The 18,624-nt window shown below is 73.6% G+C and carries 17 protein-coding genes; 8 read left to right on the top strand and 9 right to left on the bottom strand.

Going from position 1 to position 18,624, the window contains the following annotated elements; translation table 11 throughout:
* The first annotated feature begins 226 nt into the window (after positions 1-226).
* Positions 227-2,581, top strand: coding sequence for a bifunctional (p)ppGpp synthetase/guanosine-3',5'-bis(diphosphate) 3'-pyrophosphohydrolase (locus tag AB0G28_RS27990; protein WP_361095162.1), 2,355 nt, complete (start codon positions 227-229; stop codon positions 2,579-2,581).
* Here AB0G28_RS27990 and AB0G28_RS27985 read toward each other — a convergent pair.
* Positions 2,557-3,846, bottom strand: coding sequence for an amidohydrolase family protein (locus tag AB0G28_RS27985; protein ID WP_361095159.1), 1,290 nt, complete (start codon positions 3,844-3,846; stop codon positions 2,557-2,559). The genes AB0G28_RS27990 and AB0G28_RS27985 overlap by 25 nt on opposite strands.
* Before the next feature lie 53 nt (positions 3,847-3,899).
* Here AB0G28_RS27985 and AB0G28_RS27980 point away from each other — a divergent pair, with 53 nt between their 5' ends.
* Positions 3,900-4,337 (top strand): MarR family winged helix-turn-helix transcriptional regulator, encoded by a 438-nt coding sequence (locus AB0G28_RS27980; protein ID WP_361095156.1) that lies wholly within the window; start codon positions 3,900-3,902, stop codon positions 4,335-4,337.
* Here AB0G28_RS27980 and AB0G28_RS27975 read toward each other — a convergent pair.
* Positions 4,334-4,735: a DUF1304 domain-containing protein gene (locus AB0G28_RS27975; RefSeq protein WP_361095153.1), complete on the bottom strand. Its 402-nt coding sequence runs from the start codon at positions 4,733-4,735 to the stop codon at positions 4,334-4,336. The genes AB0G28_RS27980 and AB0G28_RS27975 overlap by 4 nt on opposite strands.
* Positions 4,732-5,145, bottom strand: a complete 414-nt coding sequence (locus tag AB0G28_RS27970; RefSeq protein WP_361095150.1) for a cupin domain-containing protein — start codon at positions 5,143-5,145, stop codon at positions 4,732-4,734. The genes AB0G28_RS27975 and AB0G28_RS27970 overlap by 4 nt, the downstream gene beginning before the upstream one ends.
* A gap of 88 nt (positions 5,146-5,233) precedes the next feature.
* Here AB0G28_RS27970 and AB0G28_RS27965 point away from each other — a divergent pair, with 88 nt between their 5' ends.
* The gene (locus AB0G28_RS27965; protein WP_361095147.1) at positions 5,234-6,256 is read left to right on the top strand and encodes a helix-turn-helix transcriptional regulator; all 1,023 of its coding nucleotides are present in this window, start codon (positions 5,234-5,236) and stop codon (positions 6,254-6,256) included.
* On the opposite strand, the gene AB0G28_RS27960 is transcribed toward AB0G28_RS27965, so the two are convergent.
* Positions 6,253-7,086 carry an alpha/beta hydrolase gene (locus tag AB0G28_RS27960; protein WP_361095144.1) on the bottom strand — a complete coding sequence of 278 codons (834 nt, stop codon included), beginning with the start codon at positions 7,084-7,086 and terminating at the stop codon, positions 6,253-6,255. The two genes, AB0G28_RS27965 and AB0G28_RS27960, sit on opposite strands and share 4 nt — an antisense overlap.
* 74 nt (positions 7,087-7,160) lie before the next feature.
* Between AB0G28_RS27960 and AB0G28_RS27955 the strand changes: the two genes are divergently transcribed.
* Positions 7,161-7,937, top strand: coding sequence for an enoyl-CoA hydratase-related protein (locus AB0G28_RS27955; protein WP_361095141.1), 777 nt, complete (start codon positions 7,161-7,163; stop codon positions 7,935-7,937).
* A gap of 7 nt (positions 7,938-7,944) precedes the next feature.
* Here AB0G28_RS27955 and AB0G28_RS27950 read toward each other — a convergent pair whose 3' ends face one another.
* The 3 genes from AB0G28_RS27950 to AB0G28_RS27940 all read right to left on the bottom strand — a co-directional run bounded on the left by AB0G28_RS27950 (position 7,945) and on the right by AB0G28_RS27940 (position 10,519).
* The gene (locus tag AB0G28_RS27950; protein ID WP_361095138.1) at positions 7,945-8,508 is read right to left on the bottom strand and encodes a hypothetical protein; all 564 of its coding nucleotides are present in this window, start codon (positions 8,506-8,508) and stop codon (positions 7,945-7,947) included.
* Positions 8,509-8,606: 98 nt separating this feature from the next.
* Entirely contained in the window at positions 8,607-9,458 is an 852-nt protein-coding gene (locus AB0G28_RS27945) for a hypothetical protein (protein ID WP_361095135.1), read from the bottom strand.
* 188 nt (positions 9,459-9,646) lie between these two features.
* On the bottom strand, positions 9,647-10,519 hold the full coding sequence (locus tag AB0G28_RS27940; RefSeq protein ID WP_361095132.1) for a peptidylprolyl isomerase: 873 nt from the start codon (positions 10,517-10,519) through the stop codon (positions 9,647-9,649).
* A 147-nt stretch (positions 10,520-10,666) separates the two neighbouring features.
* On the opposite strand from AB0G28_RS27940, the gene AB0G28_RS27935 reads away from it, so the two are divergent.
* Positions 10,667-11,233 carry an MBL fold metallo-hydrolase gene (locus AB0G28_RS27935; protein WP_361095326.1) on the top strand — a complete coding sequence of 189 codons (567 nt, stop codon included), beginning with the start codon at positions 10,667-10,669 and terminating at the stop codon, positions 11,231-11,233.
* A gap of 2 nt (positions 11,234-11,235) precedes the next feature.
* Positions 11,236-11,877, top strand: a complete 642-nt coding sequence (locus AB0G28_RS27930) for a hypothetical protein (protein ID WP_361095323.1) — start codon at positions 11,236-11,238, stop codon at positions 11,875-11,877.
* On the opposite strand, the gene AB0G28_RS27925 is transcribed toward AB0G28_RS27930, so the two are convergent.
* Together AB0G28_RS27925 and AB0G28_RS27920 are read right to left on the bottom strand one after the other, a co-directional pair.
* Positions 11,849-13,519 carry a YibE/F family protein gene (locus tag AB0G28_RS27925; protein WP_361095129.1) on the bottom strand — a complete coding sequence of 557 codons (1,671 nt, stop codon included), beginning with the start codon at positions 13,517-13,519 and terminating at the stop codon, positions 11,849-11,851. The two genes, AB0G28_RS27930 and AB0G28_RS27925, sit on opposite strands and share 29 nt — an antisense overlap.
* Before the next feature lie 252 nt (positions 13,520-13,771).
* Complete coding sequence (locus tag AB0G28_RS27920; protein WP_361095126.1) at positions 13,772-14,749, bottom strand: GlxA family transcriptional regulator; 978 nt, start codon at positions 14,747-14,749, stop codon at positions 13,772-13,774.
* A 98-nt stretch (positions 14,750-14,847) separates the two neighbouring features.
* Here AB0G28_RS27920 and AB0G28_RS27915 point away from each other — a divergent pair, with 98 nt between their 5' ends.
* Both AB0G28_RS27915 and AB0G28_RS27910 read left to right on the top strand, forming a co-directional pair.
* Positions 14,848-15,552, top strand: coding sequence for a DJ-1/PfpI family protein (locus AB0G28_RS27915; RefSeq protein ID WP_361095123.1), 705 nt, complete (start codon positions 14,848-14,850; stop codon positions 15,550-15,552).
* A gap of 99 nt (positions 15,553-15,651) precedes the next feature.
* A complete protein-coding gene (locus AB0G28_RS27910) occupies positions 15,652-18,609 on the top strand; it encodes a tetratricopeptide repeat protein (protein WP_361095120.1) in 2,958 nt (985 codons plus the stop codon).
* The last annotated feature ends 15 nt before the right edge of the window (positions 18,610-18,624 follow it).

The following is an 18,624-nucleotide window of genomic DNA, read 5'->3' as shown; positions in this document are numbered from 1 at the left end:
CCGCTCGCCGAGTGCGGCAGCAGGACCCCAACGCCGCGAATGACTCATTCGGGACCTCGGACGTCCCGAATGAGTCATTCGCGGCATCGGGGGCAGGCCGCCGGGGTGCGGGTGAACGGGCTGGTCGCGGCGTCGAGGTCCCCCTGAACGGGCGCACCCGAGAGGTCCACGAGGCGCAGCGGCTACCCTGGTGGTCCGAAGGCCGCACGAGCAGCAGGAGGTGCGGGTGAGCCAGGAGCTCGACGCCGCGGTGCCCGCGAAGCAGGGCGCCCAGCAGAACGGGCAGGCGGCGGCACAGCCCGCGCCGCCGAAGCCGAACGGCGCGGCGCCGAACCCGTCCGCCACCCGGCGGGTCCGGGCGCGCCTCGCCCGGCGGATCACCGCGCAGCGTGCGGCCCCGGTCAAGCAGGTCCTCGAGCCCCTGGCCGTCATCCACCGCGAGCTCCACCCGAACGCCGATCTCGGGCTGCTGCAGCGCGCCTACGACGTCGCCGAGGAGCTGCACCGCAACCAGCGGCGCAAGTCCGGCGACCCGTACATCACCCACCCGCTGGCCGTCGCCACCATCCTGGCCGAGCTGGGCATGGACACGACGACGCTGGTCGCGGCGCTGCTGCACGACACGGTCGAGGACACCGGCTACGCCGTCGAGAGCCTGAAGGCCGACTTCGGCGAGAAGGTCGCCGAGCTGGTCGACGGTGTCACGAAGCTGGACAAGGTCAAGCTCGGCACGTCCGCCGAGGCCGAGACCATCCGCAAGATGGTCATCGCGATGGCCAAGGACCCCCGGGTGCTGGTCATCAAGCTCGCCGACCGGCTGCACAACATGCGCACCATGCGCTTCCTGCCGCCGGAGAAGCAGGCCCGCAAGGCCCGCGAGACGCTCGAGGTGCTCGCGCCGCTGGCCCACCGGCTGGGCATGGCCACGGTGAAGTGGGAGCTGGAGGACCTGGCGTTCGCCATCCTGCAGCCGAAGAAGTACGACGAGATCGTGCGGCTGGTCGCCGACCGCGCGCCCTCGCGCGACATCTACCTGCGGTCGGTGATCGCCGAGCTGACCAGCAACCTCGTCTCGTCGCGGATCACCGCGAAGGTCGAGGGCCGGCCGAAGCACTACTACTCGATCCACCAGAAGATGATCGTCCGCGGCCGCGACCTGGACGACATCCACGACCTGGTCGGCGTCCGGATCCTGGTCGAGGACGTCCGCGACTGCTACGCGGCCATGGGTGTGGTGCACGCGCTGTGGCAGCCGGTGCCCGGCCGGTTCAAGGACTACATCGCGCAGCCGCGGTTCGGCGTCTACCAGTCCCTGCACACGACCGTCATCGGCCCCGACGGCAAGCCCCTCGAGGTGCAGATCCGCACCTACGAGATGCACCGCACCGCCGAGTACGGCATCGCCGCGCACTGGCGCTACAAGGAGACCAAGGGCACCCACACCGGCAACGCGATGGACGTCGACGAAATGGCGTGGATGCGCCAGCTCCTCGACTGGCAGCGCGAGGCGGCGGACCCGGGTGACTTCCTCGAGTCGCTGCGCTACGAGCTGGCCGCGCGGGAGATCTTCGTGTTCACGCCGAAGGGCGACGTGATCACGCTGCCGGTCGACTCGACGCCGGTCGACTTCGCCTACGCCGTGCACACCGAGGTCGGCCACCGCTGCATCGGCGCCCGCGTCAACGGCAGGCTGGTGGCGCTCGAACGGAAGCTCGAGAACGGCGAGTCCGTCGAGATCTTCACGTCGAAGGCGGAGAACGCCGGGCCGAGCCGCGACTGGCTGTCGTTCGCCGGATCGCCGAAGGCCCGCGCCAAGATCCGGCAGTGGTTCGCCAAGGAACGCCGCGACGAGGCGATCGAAGGCGGCAAGGAAGCCATCACCAAGGAGATCCGCAAGGTCGGCCTGCCGATCCAGCGGCTGGTGTCCGCGGAGTCGATGGGCGCGGTCGCCACCGAGCTGCGCCACGCCGACATCTCGTCGCTGTACGCGGCGGTCGGCGAGGGCCACACCAGCGCGAAGCACGTCGTGCAGCGGCTGGTGGCGCTGATCGGCGGGGTCGACGCGGCGGAGGAGGAGCTCGCCGAGCGCGCGACGCCGTCCACGGTGACCCGCCGCCGCGGCTCCAACGACGTCGGCGTGGTGGTCAAGGGCGCGAGCGACGTCTGGGCGAAGCTCGCCCGCTGCTGCACCCCGGTGCCGGGCGACGAGATCCTCGGCTTCGTGACCCGAGGCGGCGGCGTCTCGGTGCACCGCACCGACTGCACGAACGCCGGTGACCTGCAGTCCCAGCCCGAGCGGCTGGTCGAGGTGGAATGGGCGCCCTCGGCGTCGTCGGTGTTCCTGGTGGCCATCCAGGTCGAGGCCCTCGACCGGCACCGGCTGCTCTCGGACGTGACCAAGGTGCTGGCCGACGAGAAGGTCAACATCCTGTCGGCCTCGGTGACGACGTCCCGCGACCGGGTCGCGGTCAGCCGGTTCTCCTTCGAGATGGGCGACCCGAAGCACCTCGGCCACGTCCTCAAGGTGGTCCGCGGCGTGGAAGGCGTCTACGACGTCTACCGCGTGACGTCGGCTTCCTGAGGCCGCCACGACCCGTCGACGGCGATGCCCGCGGCCGCGGCGATCCGGTCGCGGGATTCGAGCAGCCGGGCACGCAGGGACGGCAGGTCGACGCCCAGCAGGCGGCCGTTCCGCTTGACTGCCTTCCCGGCGACGAAGACGCTGTCGACGAGACCGGGGTGACCCGCGCTGACGATGGTCCCGGCCGGGTCGCCCACCGGGAAGACCGACGGGTCTTCGGCGTCGAGGAGCACCAGGTCGGCGTCCTTCCCGACGGTGATGCTGCCGGTGCGGTCGCCGAACCCGCACGCGTGGGCACCGTCCACGGTGGCGAACGCGAGGACGTCCCGCGTCGTGAGGGCACCGCGCTCGGTGGCCAGGGCCGTGCGCATGGCGGAGAACAGGTCGCCTCCGGCGGACGGGCAGTCGTCGACCGAGAGTGAGACGCGGACCCCGGCGGCCCACGCACGGCCGGTGACGAGCGGCTCGAAGCCCATCTTCAGCTCGACGTCCGGGCTGACCGTCACCGAGGCGCCGGCGTCGGCCAGCATCTTCAGCTGGTCGTCGGAGAGGCCGTTGCCGTGCACGATCGTCGTCTGCTCGTCGAGCAGGCCGCGGTCCCGCATCCCGGCGATCGGCCGGTCGCCGTGCCGCCAGCCACCGGTGCCGTGGACGTGCGTGCTCGTCCGGAGGCCGAGCTCCCGCGCGAGCGCGACGTCCGCCGCGGTCTCGTCCATGGTGGACATCACCGGGCCGCGCAGGCCCAGTGCCATTTCGGCGCCCGGCAGCAGGGCCCGCACCCGCCGGATCTCCGGTGCGATGTCCGGTCCCGCGGCGCCATAGCAGAAGATCGAGTGGCCGGGCGCGTCCCGCAGGGCCTGGATCGCGGCGTCGGCGTTCTCCGGACGGTCGGCGCGGTGGAACCAGTCGAGCATGGTCGTCACGCCGGAGCCGAGGGCCTCGAGCCGGCCCAGCAGGTTGCCGAGGTACACGTCCTCCGGGCGGTAGTGCGGCCCGAGCGTGCTGTGCATGGCGACGCGGTACTGGCCGAACGTCCAGTTCGCGCCGACGCCGCGGAACGCCGTCTGCCAGGTGTGCCGGTGGGTGTCCACGAAACCGGGCAGGACGATCTTGCCCGAGGCGTCGATGACCTCGGCGCCGGGAGCGTCGAGGTCCGCGCCGACCGCGGCGATCCGGCCGTCCTCGAGGAGCACGTCACCGCGGGGGAGCTCCCCGACCGCCGGATCCATGCTGACCACCATGCCGCCGCGCAGGAGTGTGCTCATCGCTGTCCTTTCCCCAGGAGTTGACGTGTCAACTCTACCTTAGACTGAACGCCATGGCGGACATGAGCCCCGGGGACTGGGCGTTCTGGGAGACCTGGATGCGCGCGCACCGGCTGCTCGTCCGCGAGCTCGACAAGGGGCTGCAGCGCGACTGCGGCATCTCGAAAGCCGAGTACAGCGTGCTGGTGACGCTGCGGCGGCCGATGCGCGTCGGGGAGCTGGCCGACGCGCTCGGCTGGGAGAAGAGCCGCGTCTCGCACCTGCTGACGCGCATGGAGAACCGCGGGCTGGTCGCGCGGACCGAGGACGGGGCCAGCGGCCGCCGCACCGGGATCGAGCTGACCGGCGAAGGCCGCCGGACGGCGGAGCGCGCGACGCTCGCGCACGGCGGCAACGTCCGCCGGCTCGTCCTCGACCACCTCACCCCCGAGCAGGCCGCGGGCATCCGGAGCTGGAGCGAGCACCTGATCGAGCGGATCGAGCCCGGTTAGAACGCGGCCGCGACCAGGGCGGCGAGCGACGGCACGGCCTGGGCGAGCGCGCCGCCGCGGCCGGACCCGCGCGGCCGGCTGAGGGCGAGCACGTCCGACACGCCGAGGGCGATCCCGGCCAGCAGCATGAACCCGCAGCAGTAGAGGACCAGCCACCGTCCGGCGTCGGCGTGGCCGGTGTGCAGCAGGATCAGCCCGAGCACCGGGCCGGCGGCGAGGAACAGGTTGTAGAACCCGACGTTGAACGACCACAGCCGGGTGGCGGGCAGGTTCGCCGTCGGGATTTTGAAGATGCCTTCGTGCACGCCCGGCCGCTCGAACAGCAGCACCTCCCAGGTGAACGCCAGCAGGTGCACCAGCACGGCCACCCCGGCGCAGACCTGCGCGACGGCGTTCACGACGTCAGTTCGATTCCGTGCCGCCCGGCGATCTCCGGGATCCGCTCGGGCGCGGCGGAGTCGACCTCGCGGAAGAACCGGCCCATCCCGCCGGTCAGGCTCACCGCGAGGAACCGCGCCGACGACGTGTGCACCGTGAAGGTGTTGACCGCGCCGGCCGGGATGCTGATCGATGCGCCGGGGCCGAGGTCGTGGAGCTCGCCGTCAACGTAGACGGTGATGCGACCGTGCAGGACGTAGAAGGCCTTGGCCCAGGGCTCGGCGTGCGGCGGGACCGACGGCCCGCGGGGCGCGTCGACCTCGAACACCTCGTAGGCGTCCCCGGTGTGCTCGCCGGCCACCTTGACGGTGATCCGCGCGTCCTTCGTGTCGAGTTCCAGGCCTTCGCCCGGAGCGCTGAAGTGGGTCATGGCCGCCACGTTAGGAATCGGGGGTGCGGCGGGGTATCCCAGAATTCCGGGATTTCCCGGCGCGGGCGGCGCGGCGCATACTGCGTCCATGTGGGACGGCCGGGCCGAGGGTGTACGGCGGGACGTCGCCGCGCTCGCGACGGCGGGCCTCGGCGTCGCCGAGCTGCACGCCGCCGCCATCGAGCTGGTCGGCCGCGTGGTGCCCACCGAGCTCACCTGCTGGGCTTCGCTGGACCCGGACACCGCGGTGATCAGCTCGATGACCAGCGGCCGGGCTCGCATCCCCGGCGAGTACGAGCCGCTGCTGGCGACCTACGAGTACGACGGCGCGCAGCCCCACACCTTCGCGGAACTGGCGCGGCGGCCGGTGCCGGTGGCGCGCCTGTCCGACCTGCCCCGCCGCGACGTCGAACGGAGCGGGCGCTTCAACGAGGTCTGGCGGCCGCTGGGACTCGGCCACGAGCTGCGCGCGGTGTTCCGGGTCGACGGCACGTCGTGGGCAGCCGCCGGCCTGGTGCGGCGGGGCGATTTCAGCGACCGCGAAGTCGAGTTCCTGACGTCGGTCGCCCCGGCGCTCGCGGCGGCGACGCGGGTGGCGGCGCGCACGCGCGGCGCGGGGGAGCGGGCGGAACCGGCGATCGTGGTGGCCGGTCCGGACGGCAAGCAGCGGGCCGCCACCGCCGCGGCCGAAGCGTGGCGGTCCGAACTGGACGAAATCGCCCCCGGCCGGTTCGCGGTGCTGCTGCGCGCGGTGGTGACCGGTGCTGTCGCGGCGGCGACCGGGACGTTCCGCGCCCGGGTCCGCGACGCCCACGGCGGCTGGATCGTGCTGCACGCCAGCCGGATGGTGACCGGCGACGGCGACGGCGAGACGGTGGTGACCGTCGACCGGGCCTCGGGCGCCGAACTGCTGAGCGTGCTGCTGGCCGCCTACGGCCTCACCGCCCGCGAACGCGACGTCTGCCGCGAGGTCCTGGCCGGACGGTCCACAACGGACATCGCGGCCCGGCTGGTCATCTCCGCGCACACCGTGCAGGACCACCTGAAGTCGGTGTTCGCCAAAGTGGACGTGCGGAGCCGGGGCGAGCTGACCGCGAAGCTGTTGTCCTAGAGGAACTTCCGCAGCAGCGCGTTCACCTCGTCCGGTCGTTCCATCGCCGGGAGGTGGCCGGTGTCGGCGAGCTCGACCAGCTCCGCGTCCGGCAGCGACTCCGCCAGGTGGTGCGAAAGCTCCACCAGGCCGAGCGCGTCCGCCGTCCCGATGACCACCAGCGCGGGTGTCGTGATCTCGGCCAGGCGGTGCCGGGTGTCGGGGATCTTCTCCGTCCACTGTGGAGCAATCCAGTCGTGGCGGTAGACCTGCTCGCACATTTCCCGCACCAGCGCGACCATCCCGGGCGGCAGGACCGAGAGGTCCCGCTCCGGGCCGGCGACGAGGTAGCGGAGGTTGGCGTCCGCCATCGCGCGCACGTCCGCCGGGTCGGGGACGCGCTCCCGGGCCTCGTATTCGGCGAGCCGGCCGGGCGGGAAGGCTTCGGTGGCCAGCCGGGCGATGTCCGCCTGCATGTGGTCCGGCCAGGTGTGCCCGGTGAGACCCGAGCCGAGCAGCACGAGCCGGGTGATCCGCTCCGGCGCGGCGAGGGCGGCGTCCAGCGCGCACGCTCCGCCCATCGACGCCCCGACCAGCGCGGCCTGCTCGATCCCCCGGGCATCGAGCAGGGCCAGCAGGTCCTCGTAGTGGGCGTGTTCGCCGGTTTCGCCCGCGGTCTCCCCGAACCCGCGGCGGTCGTAGCGGATCACCCGGTGGGTGGCGGCGAACGCGGTGAACTGCGCGTCCCACATCCGGCGGTCGCCGACCGCGGCGTGCAGCAGCACGACCGCGGGCCCCTCACCCGCCTCGTCGTAGCCGAACGCCGTCCCGTTCACTTCGATCGCCGCCATGGCCCCAAGCTAGCGACACGACCGCGTCACACACCGCGGGTTTCGCTGAGGGCGAGAAGCTAGTGTGCCGAGGCATGGACGGATTCGAGCTGACGCGCGACGGCGAGGTGGCGCGCCTGACGCTGACCCGGCCGGAGAAGATGAACGCCATCACCTACGGCATGTGGGCGGCGATCCCGGACGTCGTGGCCGAAGTGGAGGCCGACCGGGCGCTGAAGGTACTGGTGATCACCGGTGTCGGAAAGCACTTCTCCGCCGGCGCCGACATCAGCGAGTTCGGGGAGCTGCGGACCACGGCGGAAGGCGCGGCGAGCTACGACAAGGCCGTCGAGGGCGCGGTGGCCGCGCTCACCGCGATGCGGAAGCCGTCGGTCGCGATGATCCAGGGCAACTGCATCGGCGGCGGCTGCCAGATCTCGGTCGCCTGCGACTTCCGGTTCGCCGCCGAAGGCGCGCGGTTCGGCATCACCCCGGCGAAGCTCGGGATCGTGTACCACTTCGGCTCGACGCGTCAGCTCGTGTCGCTCGTCGGCCCGGCGCACGCCAAGTACTTCCTCCTGTCCGGCGAGCTGATCGACGCCGGCCGGGCCCGGGAGATCGGGCTGCTCAACGACGTCTTCCCGGCCGGCGAGCTCGAGCCGTCGACGCTGGCGTTCGTGTCGACGCTGTGCTCGCGCTCGCAGGCGTCGGTCCGCGGGATGAACCGGATCATCGAGAAGATCGTCGCCGGGCAGGAGACGCCGGACGCCGAGGTCGAGGAGATCCGCGCCGACGCGCTCCACGGCGTGGACTACGCGGAGGGCGTCGCCGCGTTCCTCGAGCGGCGCCCGCCGCGCTTCACCTTCCGCTGACCCGGCCTCAGGCGTCCAGGTACTCGCGGAAGTGCTCGGCGACGACGTCGGTGACCCCGGCGGGATCGAGCCTGCCGTCGATCTCGATGACGCGGATGCCGCGCTCCCGCGCCGACCGCACGGCCTGCGCGGCGAGCATCCGGTCGCGGGTCAGCCGCGTCCGCTGCCGCGGGATCGCGGGCTCGTCCGGCCGGTGCCGCAGCTGGTGCTGGCGGAACAGCTCGGTCGGCACCAGCACGACCATCCGGCGCGGCGAGTCCACGAGCGGCGCGACCAGTTCCGGCCGCAGCGCCCAGCCTTCGGCGACGATCGGCCGCGGCGACTCCCAGGCACGCAGGTCGTCCAAGGCGTGCTGGAAGCGCTGCCGGAACTCCGCCAGCGCCACGGTCAGCTGCTCGCCGGCGGGGATGTCGTCGGCCGGCGCGGGTTCCGTCCGCGCCCGGTCGTCGTGGTGGTAGGCCGCCAGCCCGTGCCGGTCGGCCAGCAGCCGCGCGACGGTGGACTTGCCGGTCCACGGTGCGCCGCCGATCCACAGGGCCTTCCGCAGGGTCCCGAACGGGTCCGAGGTCATCGTTCGACTATCGCGGCACCGGCGGCCCCGGGGCCAGTGTTCCGGCGGCGGTTGAGCCGTTCAGCGCAGAGTGACTTCGCGCGTACGGGGGGCCACGGTCACGATCTGTCGCCTTCGTCGTCGACCACGAGGACGGTGGAGCTGTCGGCGAACCCCGGCTCTTTTTCGAAGCGGAACCGGAACTGCCCGCCCGGCCGGATCGCGGCGATCACCTGGGTCTCGGCCGTGTCGAGCACGATGATCGAGTGTTCGGCGGTGATCGGCTCGGGTCGCAGCACCACGTCCGGACGCGGGGAGGGCACGACGATCGGCATCGGCAGGGTTCCGCTGACCGAGCCGGAGCCGTCGTCGGCCTCCTCGTGCGTCGGCGGCTCGGAGGACGGCGGCGGCTCGAAGGGCGGCGGAGGGACGATCTGCGGACGGCGTCGCCACCACAGCCCGGCGAGCAGGCCGGTCAGCAGGCCCCCGGAGCCGCTGACGGCAGAAGCCAGCCCGACGCCGAGGCCCGAGGGTTCTTCGGCGCGTTGCACCGGGGGAGCGACCGGCGTGACCGGAGTGACCGGCTTGACCGGCGGAGTGGCCGGGAGCGGCCCGAACTGCACGGCGGGGTCGTCCGCGTCGTCGGGCAGCTGCAGGACCTGGCCGGGCTCGATCGTGGCGGGGTCGGTGAACGGCGTCCCGTCGGGCCGCGGCCTGCCCTGATTCAGCTGGAAGATTTCCGGGAACCGCTTCCCGTCGCCGAGGGCCCGTTCGGCGATCTTGAACAGCGTGATGTCGTCCGGGTTGTCGGCGTGCGGCACGATGTAGTACTTGACCGACGGAGGCGGCGGCGCGGTGCCCTGAGCGAGGGCGGGACCGCCGGCCAGCACGGCGAAGAGGACCCCGGCGGCGCCGGCCTGCCCGGCCCGTCCGAGGGCGCGGCGCACCGCGGGAACCCGGTTTTCGACCATCGTCGGCACCTCTCCCCGGTGACCCGGCGGGCCTCCGGTGTTGCCCTCTACACGGGGCGGGAGCGGGTGCGGTTCAGATCTTCGTCCCAGGCCACGGTCTCGCAGGCCCCGGTGAGCCGGCCGGGAACGCCGAGAACTCCGGACCCGCCCGGCGGGCGGATCCGGAGTTCGGCTGAAGCGGAGCGGCGCTACTGGACGGTGACGCCTGTGAACTTGACTTGCTTGGTCGGCGCACCGGTGCCGTCCTGCGGGTTCGGGTTCGCGATACCGGCCCTGGCGACGGCGTCGAGCACCTTGAGGCCCTCGTCGCTGATGCTGCCGAACACCGAGTAGTCCGGCGACAGTTCGGCGGTGCCGTACACCATGAAGAACTGGCTGCCGCCGGAGTTCGGGGCCTGCGTCTTCGCCATCGCGAGGATGCCGCGGCCGTACTTGATCTCCGGGAACGCTTCGTCCGGCATCGTGTAGCCGGGGCCGCCCTGACCGTCCTGGGCCGGGTCGCCGGTGGCCGACGGGTCACCGCACTGCAGCATCTGCAGGCCTTCGGTGCCGAGCCGGTGGCACATGGTGCCGTCGTAGAAGTTCTGCTTGGCGAGGCTGAGGAAGCTCTGCACCGCGCAGGGCGCGAGCGACCGGTCGAGCGTCAGCGGGATGTCGCCCGCCGTGCTCTTGAGCGTCACGTTCACCGTGCCGGTCGACGGGACGTTCTTGCCGTCGGGCAGGTTCACCTTCTTCGGCGCCTTGCCCGTCGTGTCGGCCTTGAAGTCGCACGTCGTCGGGTTCGGCAGCGGCTTCGACCGCTTCGGCAGCGCGGTGCGCTGCGTCGGGATCTGGAGGTCGGTGGGCGGCGGGGCAGCCGAGGAGGACGACGCCGCGGCGTCGGTACTGTCGCTGCCGTTGGCGCTCACGATCCACACCACGACACCGGCGACGACGAGGACGGCCACACCGACCACACCAGCCCCGATCATCCGGCGTCGCTTCTGCTGCTCCTTCCGGCGATCGAGCTGTCGCTCGAGCTTGCGCTTCGCAGCTTCGCGGCGCTGCTGGTTGGTCGCCACCCCGGTCCCTCCCAGGTTCCGCTCGTGTCACACGTCTGAGGTGACGGCAGTGTATGGGCACAGCCTGTGAGGACCATGTACAGGGCCCGCTAGTCTCAACCCGATCGTGATCGGCGCCATCCGGCGCGGATGTCCGGGAGGCGTTCGGTGCTCGTCGTCGGGTTCGGCAGCGGCCCGCTGCAGGCGAACTGCTACCTGCTGGCGGCGGCCGCCGGCGGCCCGTGTGTGGTCGTGGATCCGGGGCAGGAAGTGGCCGGACCGCTGGCCGCCGCGCTCGAAGAGCACCGGCTGGTCCCGGCGGCTCTGATGGCCACCCACGGGCACCCCGACCACGTCGCCTCGGCCGCGTCGCTGTCCGGCGAACACGGCGTCCCGCTGCACCTGCACCCCGCCGACGCCCAGCTGTACGACGGCGCCAGCGTGCCGCTCGAGCCGGGCACCTTCGCCGGCCTCGACGTCGACGTCCGGCATGCACCGGGACACACCCCGGGATCGGTGGTCCTCACCCTGGAGACGCCGGAGGGCGGGCGGCTCGCGCTGACCGGCGACACGCTGTTCGCCGGTTCGGTCGGCCGCGGCGACGTCACGGACGCGCTGCGCGAGCTGCTGGCGCACCTGCCGGACGACACGGTGGTGCTGCCGGGCCACGGCCCGGCGACGACGATCGGCCGGGAACGCGCGGGCAACCCGTTCCTCGCCGGGACGGGGGCGTGAGCATGGCCGAGGAGGCGACCGGGCGGCTGGCGCTGTTCGAGGAGGAGCCGCGTTCGCGGCGGCGTCGCGCCATCTCGGGCCTGATCGGCGCGGTGATCGTCGCCGCGGCGTTCGGCGGTGTCGCCGGCCTGATCGGCGGCACGGTGACCGGGCTGGTCGTCGCGCTGGTGGTCGCGCTGCCGCTGCTGTACGTCATGGCCGTCAGCATCCGGCGCCGCGTCTGGCTGGAGGGCTCGACGCTGCTCGTCCGCACCTGGGGCCTGCGCCGGGTCGACCTGGTCACCGCGACGCGGCTCGACCTCGTCGTCGGCGACGTCCGGGGCACCCGCACCGTGAGCCTGCTGGTCAACGCCGGGCAGCGCGGCAAGGTGGCGAAGGTCGACCTCGCGGTGTTCTCCGGGACCGGCGGGCGCGAGCTGGGCATCCTGCCGCTGCGGAAGCTCGCGAACGCGCTGATGAACAACACCGAGGCGAACGGCCTGGTGTTCGGTGAGCTGCTGATCGCCGAGCTGAAGGCCGAGGCCCGCGAAGCCGGCGTGGCGGAACGCCCGCTCTACCGGCTGGCTTCGGTGGCGCCGTCGGGGAAGTACGTGCAGCGGTTCACGATGGAAGCCGTCAGCCGGTTTGTGGCAACGCTCGACTGAGGCTCTCGGCCGGCTCGCGTGAGGCGATCAGCGCGGCCAGGACGGTCGTCACCGGGACGGCCGCGACGATGCCGACGCTGCCCGCGAGCGTGCGGATGATCTCCTGCGCGATGTCCTCGCTGCCGAGCAGCGCGCCGAGGCCCACGCCCGAGATCGACGAGTACAGCAGCACCGGCAGCGCGGCCCCGGCGTAGGCCATCACGAGGGTGTTGACCGCGGAACCGACGTGGTCGCGGCCGATCCGCAGGCCCGAGCTGTACAGCTCGCGCCAGGTCAGGTCCGGGTTGGCTCGGCGAAGCTCCCAGACGGCGCTGGTCTGGGTGACGGTGACGTCGTCGAGCACGCCGAGCGCACCGATCACGACGCCGGCGAGCAGCAGCCCGCGCGCGTCGATGCCGTGGCCGAGCGAGCCGATCAGCGTCGTGGTGCTGTCATCGAGTCCGGTCAGTGAGGCCGCGGCGGAGAAGATCGCGGACAGGATGCCGATCAGGGCGAGGCTGACGAGCGTGCCGAGCACGGCCGCGGATGTTCTCGCCGACAGCCCGTGGGTCAGGTACAGCGCGATGAACATGATCGCGCCCGCGCCGGCGATGGCCACGACCAGCGGGTTCTCGCCGGCGAGGATGGCCGGGAGGATGAACAGGGCGATGACGACGAAGGACAGGCCGAGCGCGACGAGCGCGGCGACGCCCTGCCAGCGGCCGAGCACGAGCACGGCGACCGCGAAGAGGGCGGCGAGCACGAGAAGCGGCGTGCCGCGCTGGAAGTCGACCAGCTGGAAGCTGGCCGGGTCGGCCGCGTTCCCGCCGTTGTAGGCCAGGACGACGGCGTCGCCGGCGGTGAACCGCGGGGTGCTGGGCTCGATCGGCACGGTCAGCTTGAGCGGCTTCCCGCTCGCCGGGCCGTCGGTCATGGTGAGCTCGACGGTCAGGCAGGGTTTCGCGTTCGGGTCCGTCTGGTCGCCGACCTGGACCTGGCCCTGGGCGAGGCAGGGGCCGGTGTTGGTGGTGCCGATGCTGGCGTGCACGGGCGTGCCTTGCGGGACGACGCTCTTGGGGTCGGCTTTGCCCCAGGGGTAGAGGACGACCATGCCGACGACGGTGGCCAGGGCCAGGGGGGCGAGCAGCCAGATCAGCAGCAGCCGGACGCGTCGTGACGCCGGGGCGGCGGGGCCGTGACCGTGTCCATGGCCGTGACCGTGCCCGGTTTCGGGCTTTTTGGCGGTCCCGGCCTGGCCGGGAGTGCGCGGCTTGGCAGCCCGCTGCGGTCCGGTGTCCCCACGCCGGTGTCCGTTTTCGGCGCGGTTGGCGATGCGCTGTGGCCCGGTGTCGGCCCGGCCGCCCTCGGCGGGGAGCCGCTGGGGTCCGGTGTCCGCTCGCTTCGGGAGTCGCTGGGCGCCCGTGTCGGCTCGCCGGGGAACCCGCTGGGCACCGGTGTCGGTCCGGCCGTCACCGGTGGCGATCCGCTGCGGCCCGGTGTCGGCGCGGCGGCGAGGTGCCGCGGCCTCGGCCGGTGTCCGGCGGACGGGTTTCCGGGGCGTTCCCGGCGTTCCGGACGTCCCGCGGACCGGCGAAGGGGACACCTCGTCCGTGACCCGGCGAATCGGTCCGGTTTCGTCGTCGGTGAGGTCGGGGCGGTCCACCCGCACATCCTGACAGCGGGATCCCGGCCCCCGCACGAGGGGCCGCGGACGGCCCGGTTCGTCCGGATGCACCGTGTCGACCCTCCAGTCACGCGTGTCGTCCGTTCAATCACGCGTGTCGTCCCTTCCGGCACGCGAGTTCGCCGTTCCCGGACGCCGATCTCGCGTGATCAGCGGCCGGACTCGCGTGATTGGGGGGGTAACTCGCGTGATTGGAGGGTCATCACGCGTGATTGGAGGGACGACACGGCGTCAGGTGGGGGAGTGGCGGAGGTGGACGCGGCGGTAGGCCGACGGTGGGGTGTCGAAGTGGTCCAGGAAGGCCTGGCGGAGCGTTTCCGTCGAGCCGAAGCCGCAGCGGCGGGCGATCGTCGCCAGCGGGAGGTCGGTGCCGGACAGCAGGCGGGCCGCGTGCTCGGTGCGGATCGTGCGGACGTACTTGCCCGGGGTGGTGCCGAGGTGGGCGTCGAAGAGCCGGGTGAGCTGGCGGGTGCCGATGCCGGCGCGGGCGGCCAGCGCCGGGGTGCCGAGGTCGGCGTCGAGGTGCCCGGCGATGTACGCGGTGAGGTCGCGGACCTCGGGGTTGTCCGGCGGCGGGCCGGCCAGGAAGAGGCTGACCTGCGCCTGGTTGCCGGGCCGCTGCAGGTAGGTGACCAGCGCGCGGGCTGCCTCCCGGGCCAGCGACGGGCCGTGGTCGGCCTCCACCAGCGACAGCGTGAGGTCGAGCCCGCTCGTCACGCCCGCCGCGGTGTAGACGTTGCCGTGCCGGATGTACAGCGGCACCGGGTCCACCGTCACCGACGGGTAGTCCCTGGCCAGCCGCGCCGCGTAGCGCCAATGCGTCGTCGCGCGGCGGCCGTTGAGCAGCCCCGCCGCGGCGAGCACCTCGGCGCCCGTGCAGACCGACGCGACCCGGCGGCTGGTGCGGGCGAGCCGCCGGACGTGGGCGAGGACTCGCTCGTCGGCCGCGGCGGCCGTGCTGCCCCAGCCGCCCGCGACGACGAGCGTGTCCAGGTCTCCGGCGACCTGGTCCAGGCGCAGGTGCGGCTGCAGCGTGAGACCGGAGCTGGTGCTGATGCCCCGGCCGTCGACCGAGGCCAGCCGCAGCTCGTACGGCGGCCGCGCGCCGAGCCGGTTGGCGGCGTCGAACACATCGGCGGGGCAGGCGATGTCCAGCAGCTCGGCGTCGGCGTAGCCGACGATCGCGACCCGTCTGGGTGAGCCTGGCATGATCGAACGCTAGCAGCCGGACCGGCGCTCGGACGCGGTTCGCAGGATTTCGGACATCGCGGCCGCCCGCGCCGGGCGGTCCCGCCACGCTGAGCGGCATGACCGATGAGCAGAAGACCATCGCCTTCGTCGTCTACCCCGGGCTGACGCCCCTGGACCTGGTGGGCCCGCTGCAGGTGCTCGACGCGCTGGCCCGGTTCGACCCCGGCTACCGGACGGTCGTGGTGGGAGCCACCAGGGACACCGTCGGCACCGACACCCCGCTGCGGATCGCGCCGAGCCACACCTTCGACGAGGTGCCGTCGCCTTTCGCCGTGCTGGTACCCGGCGGCACCGTGCCGACGCTGCACGCGATGTCCGACGAGACCCTCCTCGCCTGGCTGCGCACCGCGGCGGCGAGCGCCGAGCTGGTGACGTCGGTCTGCACCGGCTCGCTGGTCCTCGGCGCCGCGGGGCTCCTGGAGGGCAGGCGCGCGACGACGCACTGGATGTTCCGCGACCTGCTGACCGGGCTCGGTGCGACGCCGGTCGCCGAGCGCTGGGTCGAGGACGGCCCGCTGATCACCGCGGCGGGCGTCTCGGCGGGCATCGACCTGGCACTGCACCTGGTGGAACGGCTGGCCGGACGGCAGCTGGCGACGAACGTCCAGTTCGGGATCGAATACGACCCGGAGCCGCCGCAGGGCGGCCTGGACTGGGCGAACCCGCCCTACGGCGACCTCAAGCCGCTGCGCGAGCACACCCTCCGCGAAGGGCTGGCCGGCAACCCGGAGCTGATGGAGAAACTGCTCGCGCACGCCTGAGGACGACGTCGGCCATCCGGGTGAGCGGGCTTCCCCGGACGGCCCGGGCGGCTAGATTCAACTCGCTCGATCAGGTGATCTCGCGGGGTGGGGGTAGCCGTGCGGTTCCAGGTCCTCGGCCCGATGACGGCCACTGTCGCGTTGCCGTCGGCGGCTCAGCCGCGGCGGCTGCTCGCCGTCCTGCTCGCGCGGGCCGGCCAGTTCGTCGGCCGCGACACCCTGGTCGACGAGCTGTGGCCCGACGGCGCGCCGGCGAGCGCGGCCGCGATCGTCCAGGTCACCGTGTCGAAGCTGCGCAAGACGCTCTCGCCCGGCCTGGGCGCCGCCGAGGCCGGGCAGCGCCTGCGGTCCGGGCCGCGGGGTTACGCGCTGACCGTCGAGCCGGGGGAGCTGGACGCGGACGAGTTCCTCACGCTGCTGTCGGCCGGTGCCGACGACCGGGCACAGCGTCGTCGAGCGCTCGAACGCGCCCTGGCGTGCTGGCGGGGCGACGCGTTCGCCGACGTCGCGGGCGGGCCGCTGCTCGAGGCGCACAAGCTGTGGCTGGAGGATCGGCGGTCGGCGGCGCTGCTGCAGCTGGTCGAGCTGGAGCTCGCCGACGGGGACGGCCGGTCCGTCGTCGAGCGGCTCGACCCGGTCGTCGCGGCCCGCCCCGCCGACGAGCGGTTCGCCGCCCGGCTCGCGTCCGCGCTGGGTGCCGTCGGCCGCCGCGAATCGGCGCTGGAGGTGCTCCGCCGGACCCGGCGGGCGCTCTGGGAAGAGGCGGGCGTGTGGCCGGGTGCGGACCTCGTCGCGGTGTACCGCCGGATCGCCGGCACGGAGTGGACGACGCCCGGGCCGCCCGCCCAGCTCCCGCCCGCGGTGCCCGACTTCACCGGCCGCGCGGCCGAGCTCGCCGACGTCGCCCGGGCGCTGCGCGGCCCGGCTCCGGTCGTGCTGCACGGGGCCGCCGGGAGCGGGAAGTCCGCGCTGGCCGTCCAAGCCGCGTGGCGGGCCCGCCGCCGGTTCCCGGACGGCCAGCTGACCGCGTCGCTGCGCGGCCCCGACGGGACGCCCGCCGACCCGGCCGCCGTGCTGACCGGGTTCCTGCGCGTGCTCGGGGCGACGCCCGCGGAGCTGGCCGACCGCGCCGGGCTGACCGGGCTCTGGCACGGCTACACCGCCGACCGCCGGCTGCTGGTGCTCCTCGAGGACGCCGCGTCCGAGACGCAGGTGCGCGCGCTGCTGCCGAGCGGGCCCGGCTGCGCCACGCTGGTCACCGCGCGCCGCGCGCTCCCCGGGTTGTGCGGCGCGCGTCCGGTTCCGGTCACCGCACTGTCCACAGAGGACTCGTGGGCACTGCTCGCGGCCGTCGCGGGTGAGTCACGGCTGCGCGCGGAACCCGAAGCCACGCAACGGCTTCTCGGGCACTGCGCCGGGCTCGCGCTCGCCGTCCGGATCGCCGGGGTGAAGCTCGCGGCGCGGCCGGACCGGCGCGTGGCCGAGCTCGCCGCGCGGCTCGCCGACGACCGCCGCCGGCTCGACGAGCTGAGCGCGGGCGACCTCGGCGTCCGGGCCGCGGTGACGTCGGCGCTGCGGGAACGCACCCCCGCCGAGGTGTCCCTGCTGCGGCTGCTCGCCGCGTTCACCGGACCGGTCCCGGACTGGTGCGCGGCCGCGCTGCTCGACCGGCCGCCGGCCGAGGCCGCCGACCGGCTCGACGCGCTGGCCGCGACCCACCTGCTGACGCCGGCCGGGACGCGGTGGGCGGTCGACCCGTTCGCCCGGCTCGTGCTGGCCGAGGGCACGCCGTCACCGCAGGAGGAGCGTGCGCTGCGCCGCGCGTGCGAGGTCGCGCTGGCGCTCGCCGAACACGCCAGGGGCCGTCCGGCACCCGGCTCGCGAAAGCCGGATCCCGCGGCCCTGCGCCGCGTCACGGCCGACCCGGCGCGCTGGGCGGCCGAGGAGACCGGGCACCTCGCCGCGGCCGTCCGGCTGGCGGGCGCGCACGGCTGGCACGAGCTGACCGGGCAGCTCGCCGACGCCTGCACCGCGCTGGCGGGCACCCCGCGGCTCGGCCACGCCGCCCGCGCCGTCTCGGTCCTCGGGCTGGCCGCGGCCCGGCGCCGCCGCGACCCGCACGCGGAGGCGGGGAAGCTCTTCGACCTCGGTTCGGTGCACGGGCAGCACGGCCGCTGGCGGCAGGCGCGGAAGTACTTCGTCATGGCCGAACGCCGTTACCGGAGGCTGGACGACCCGCGGGGCACCGGCACGGTGCTGGCCGCGCTCGCCGACATCCACCTCGACGCCGGCGATCCGCGCACCGCCGACGCCGAGCTGCGGGAAGCCATCGACCTGCTGCGCGACTGCGGTGACCGCCGCGGGCAGGCGGCCGCGGCGGCGCAGCTGGGTTCGCTGGCCGAAGACGTCGGTGACGTGCGGCGCGCGGTCGAAAGCTTCGAAGTGAGCATGCTGCTCGCCCGGCAGTGCGACGACGGCCGCTGGCACGACCAGGCCGCGAAGCGCTACGCCGACGTCCTGCGCCGCCAAGGCGACCGCGACCAGGCGGGCGACCTGCTCGCCGGCGCGCTCGGCGGGGCCGTCCGCACCGGCGAACGGCACTGGGAGGCGCACGTCCTGCGCAGCCTCGGCGACCTGCACGCCGAGGCCGGGGAACTCGCCGACGCGCACCGCTGCCTGACCCGGTCGCTGGCGCTGTTCGAGCAGATCGGGCACCGGCACGCCGCCGCCTACACCCACCGCAGCCTGGCCGAGGCCCGCCGTCGTGCGGGCGACCCGGCCGGCGCGCGGCGGCACCTGCGGACGGCGCTGGGTGTGTTCCGGGAGCTGGGCGACCGCCGCGGCGCCGGGTACGCCCTGCTCGGCCTGGGCCGGACGCAGGCGGGCGAAGGCGCCGGACGCGAGGCGGCGCGGCTCCTCCGGACGTCGGCCGACCTGTTCCGGGAGCTGGGGTTCCCCCTGTGGGAGCTGCGCGCGCTGGGGGAGCTCAACGCCGTCACCAGTGAATCCCCGGCGCGGGACCGGACTCGTGAAGTCTTGACGAAGATCAGGACCTGACGGGCGTCCCGGCTC

The organism is Amycolatopsis sp. NPDC021455 (assembly GCF_040640995.1).
Classification (GTDB): domain Bacteria; phylum Actinomycetota; class Actinomycetes; order Mycobacteriales; family Pseudonocardiaceae; genus Amycolatopsis.
Note: the sequence above shows the minus strand (reverse complement) of the source record. Positions and strands in the feature narration are given on the sequence as shown.

Coding starts and splice junctions, on each gene's coding strand:
- AB0G28_RS27985 (WP_361095159.1), bottom strand. CDS start 3,846: ATGAGCACACTCCTGCGCGGCGGCATGGTGGTCAGCATGGATCCGGCG.
- AB0G28_RS27980 (WP_361095156.1), top strand. CDS start 3,900: ATGGCGGACATGAGCCCCGGGGACTGGGCGTTCTGGGAGACCTGGATG.
- AB0G28_RS27970 (WP_361095150.1), bottom strand. CDS start 5,145: ATGACCCACTTCAGCGCTCCGGGCGAAGGCCTGGAACTCGACACGAAG.
- AB0G28_RS27965 (WP_361095147.1), top strand. CDS start 5,234: ATGTGGGACGGCCGGGCCGAGGGTGTACGGCGGGACGTCGCCGCGCTC.
- AB0G28_RS27960 (WP_361095144.1), bottom strand. CDS start 7,086: ATGGCGGCGATCGAAGTGAACGGGACGGCGTTCGGCTACGACGAGGCG.
- AB0G28_RS27955 (WP_361095141.1), top strand. CDS start 7,161: ATGGACGGATTCGAGCTGACGCGCGACGGCGAGGTGGCGCGCCTGACG.
- AB0G28_RS27950 (WP_361095138.1), bottom strand. CDS start 8,508: ATGACCTCGGACCCGTTCGGGACCCTGCGGAAGGCCCTGTGGATCGGC.
- AB0G28_RS27945 (WP_361095135.1), bottom strand. CDS start 9,458: ATGGTCGAAAACCGGGTTCCCGCGGTGCGCCGCGCCCTCGGACGGGCC.
- AB0G28_RS27930 (WP_361095323.1), top strand. CDS start 11,236: ATGGCCGAGGAGGCGACCGGGCGGCTGGCGCTGTTCGAGGAGGAGCCG.
- AB0G28_RS27920 (WP_361095126.1), bottom strand. CDS start 14,749: ATGCCAGGCTCACCCAGACGGGTCGCGATCGTCGGCTACGCCGACGCC.
- AB0G28_RS27915 (WP_361095123.1), top strand. CDS start 14,848: ATGACCGATGAGCAGAAGACCATCGCCTTCGTCGTCTACCCCGGGCTG.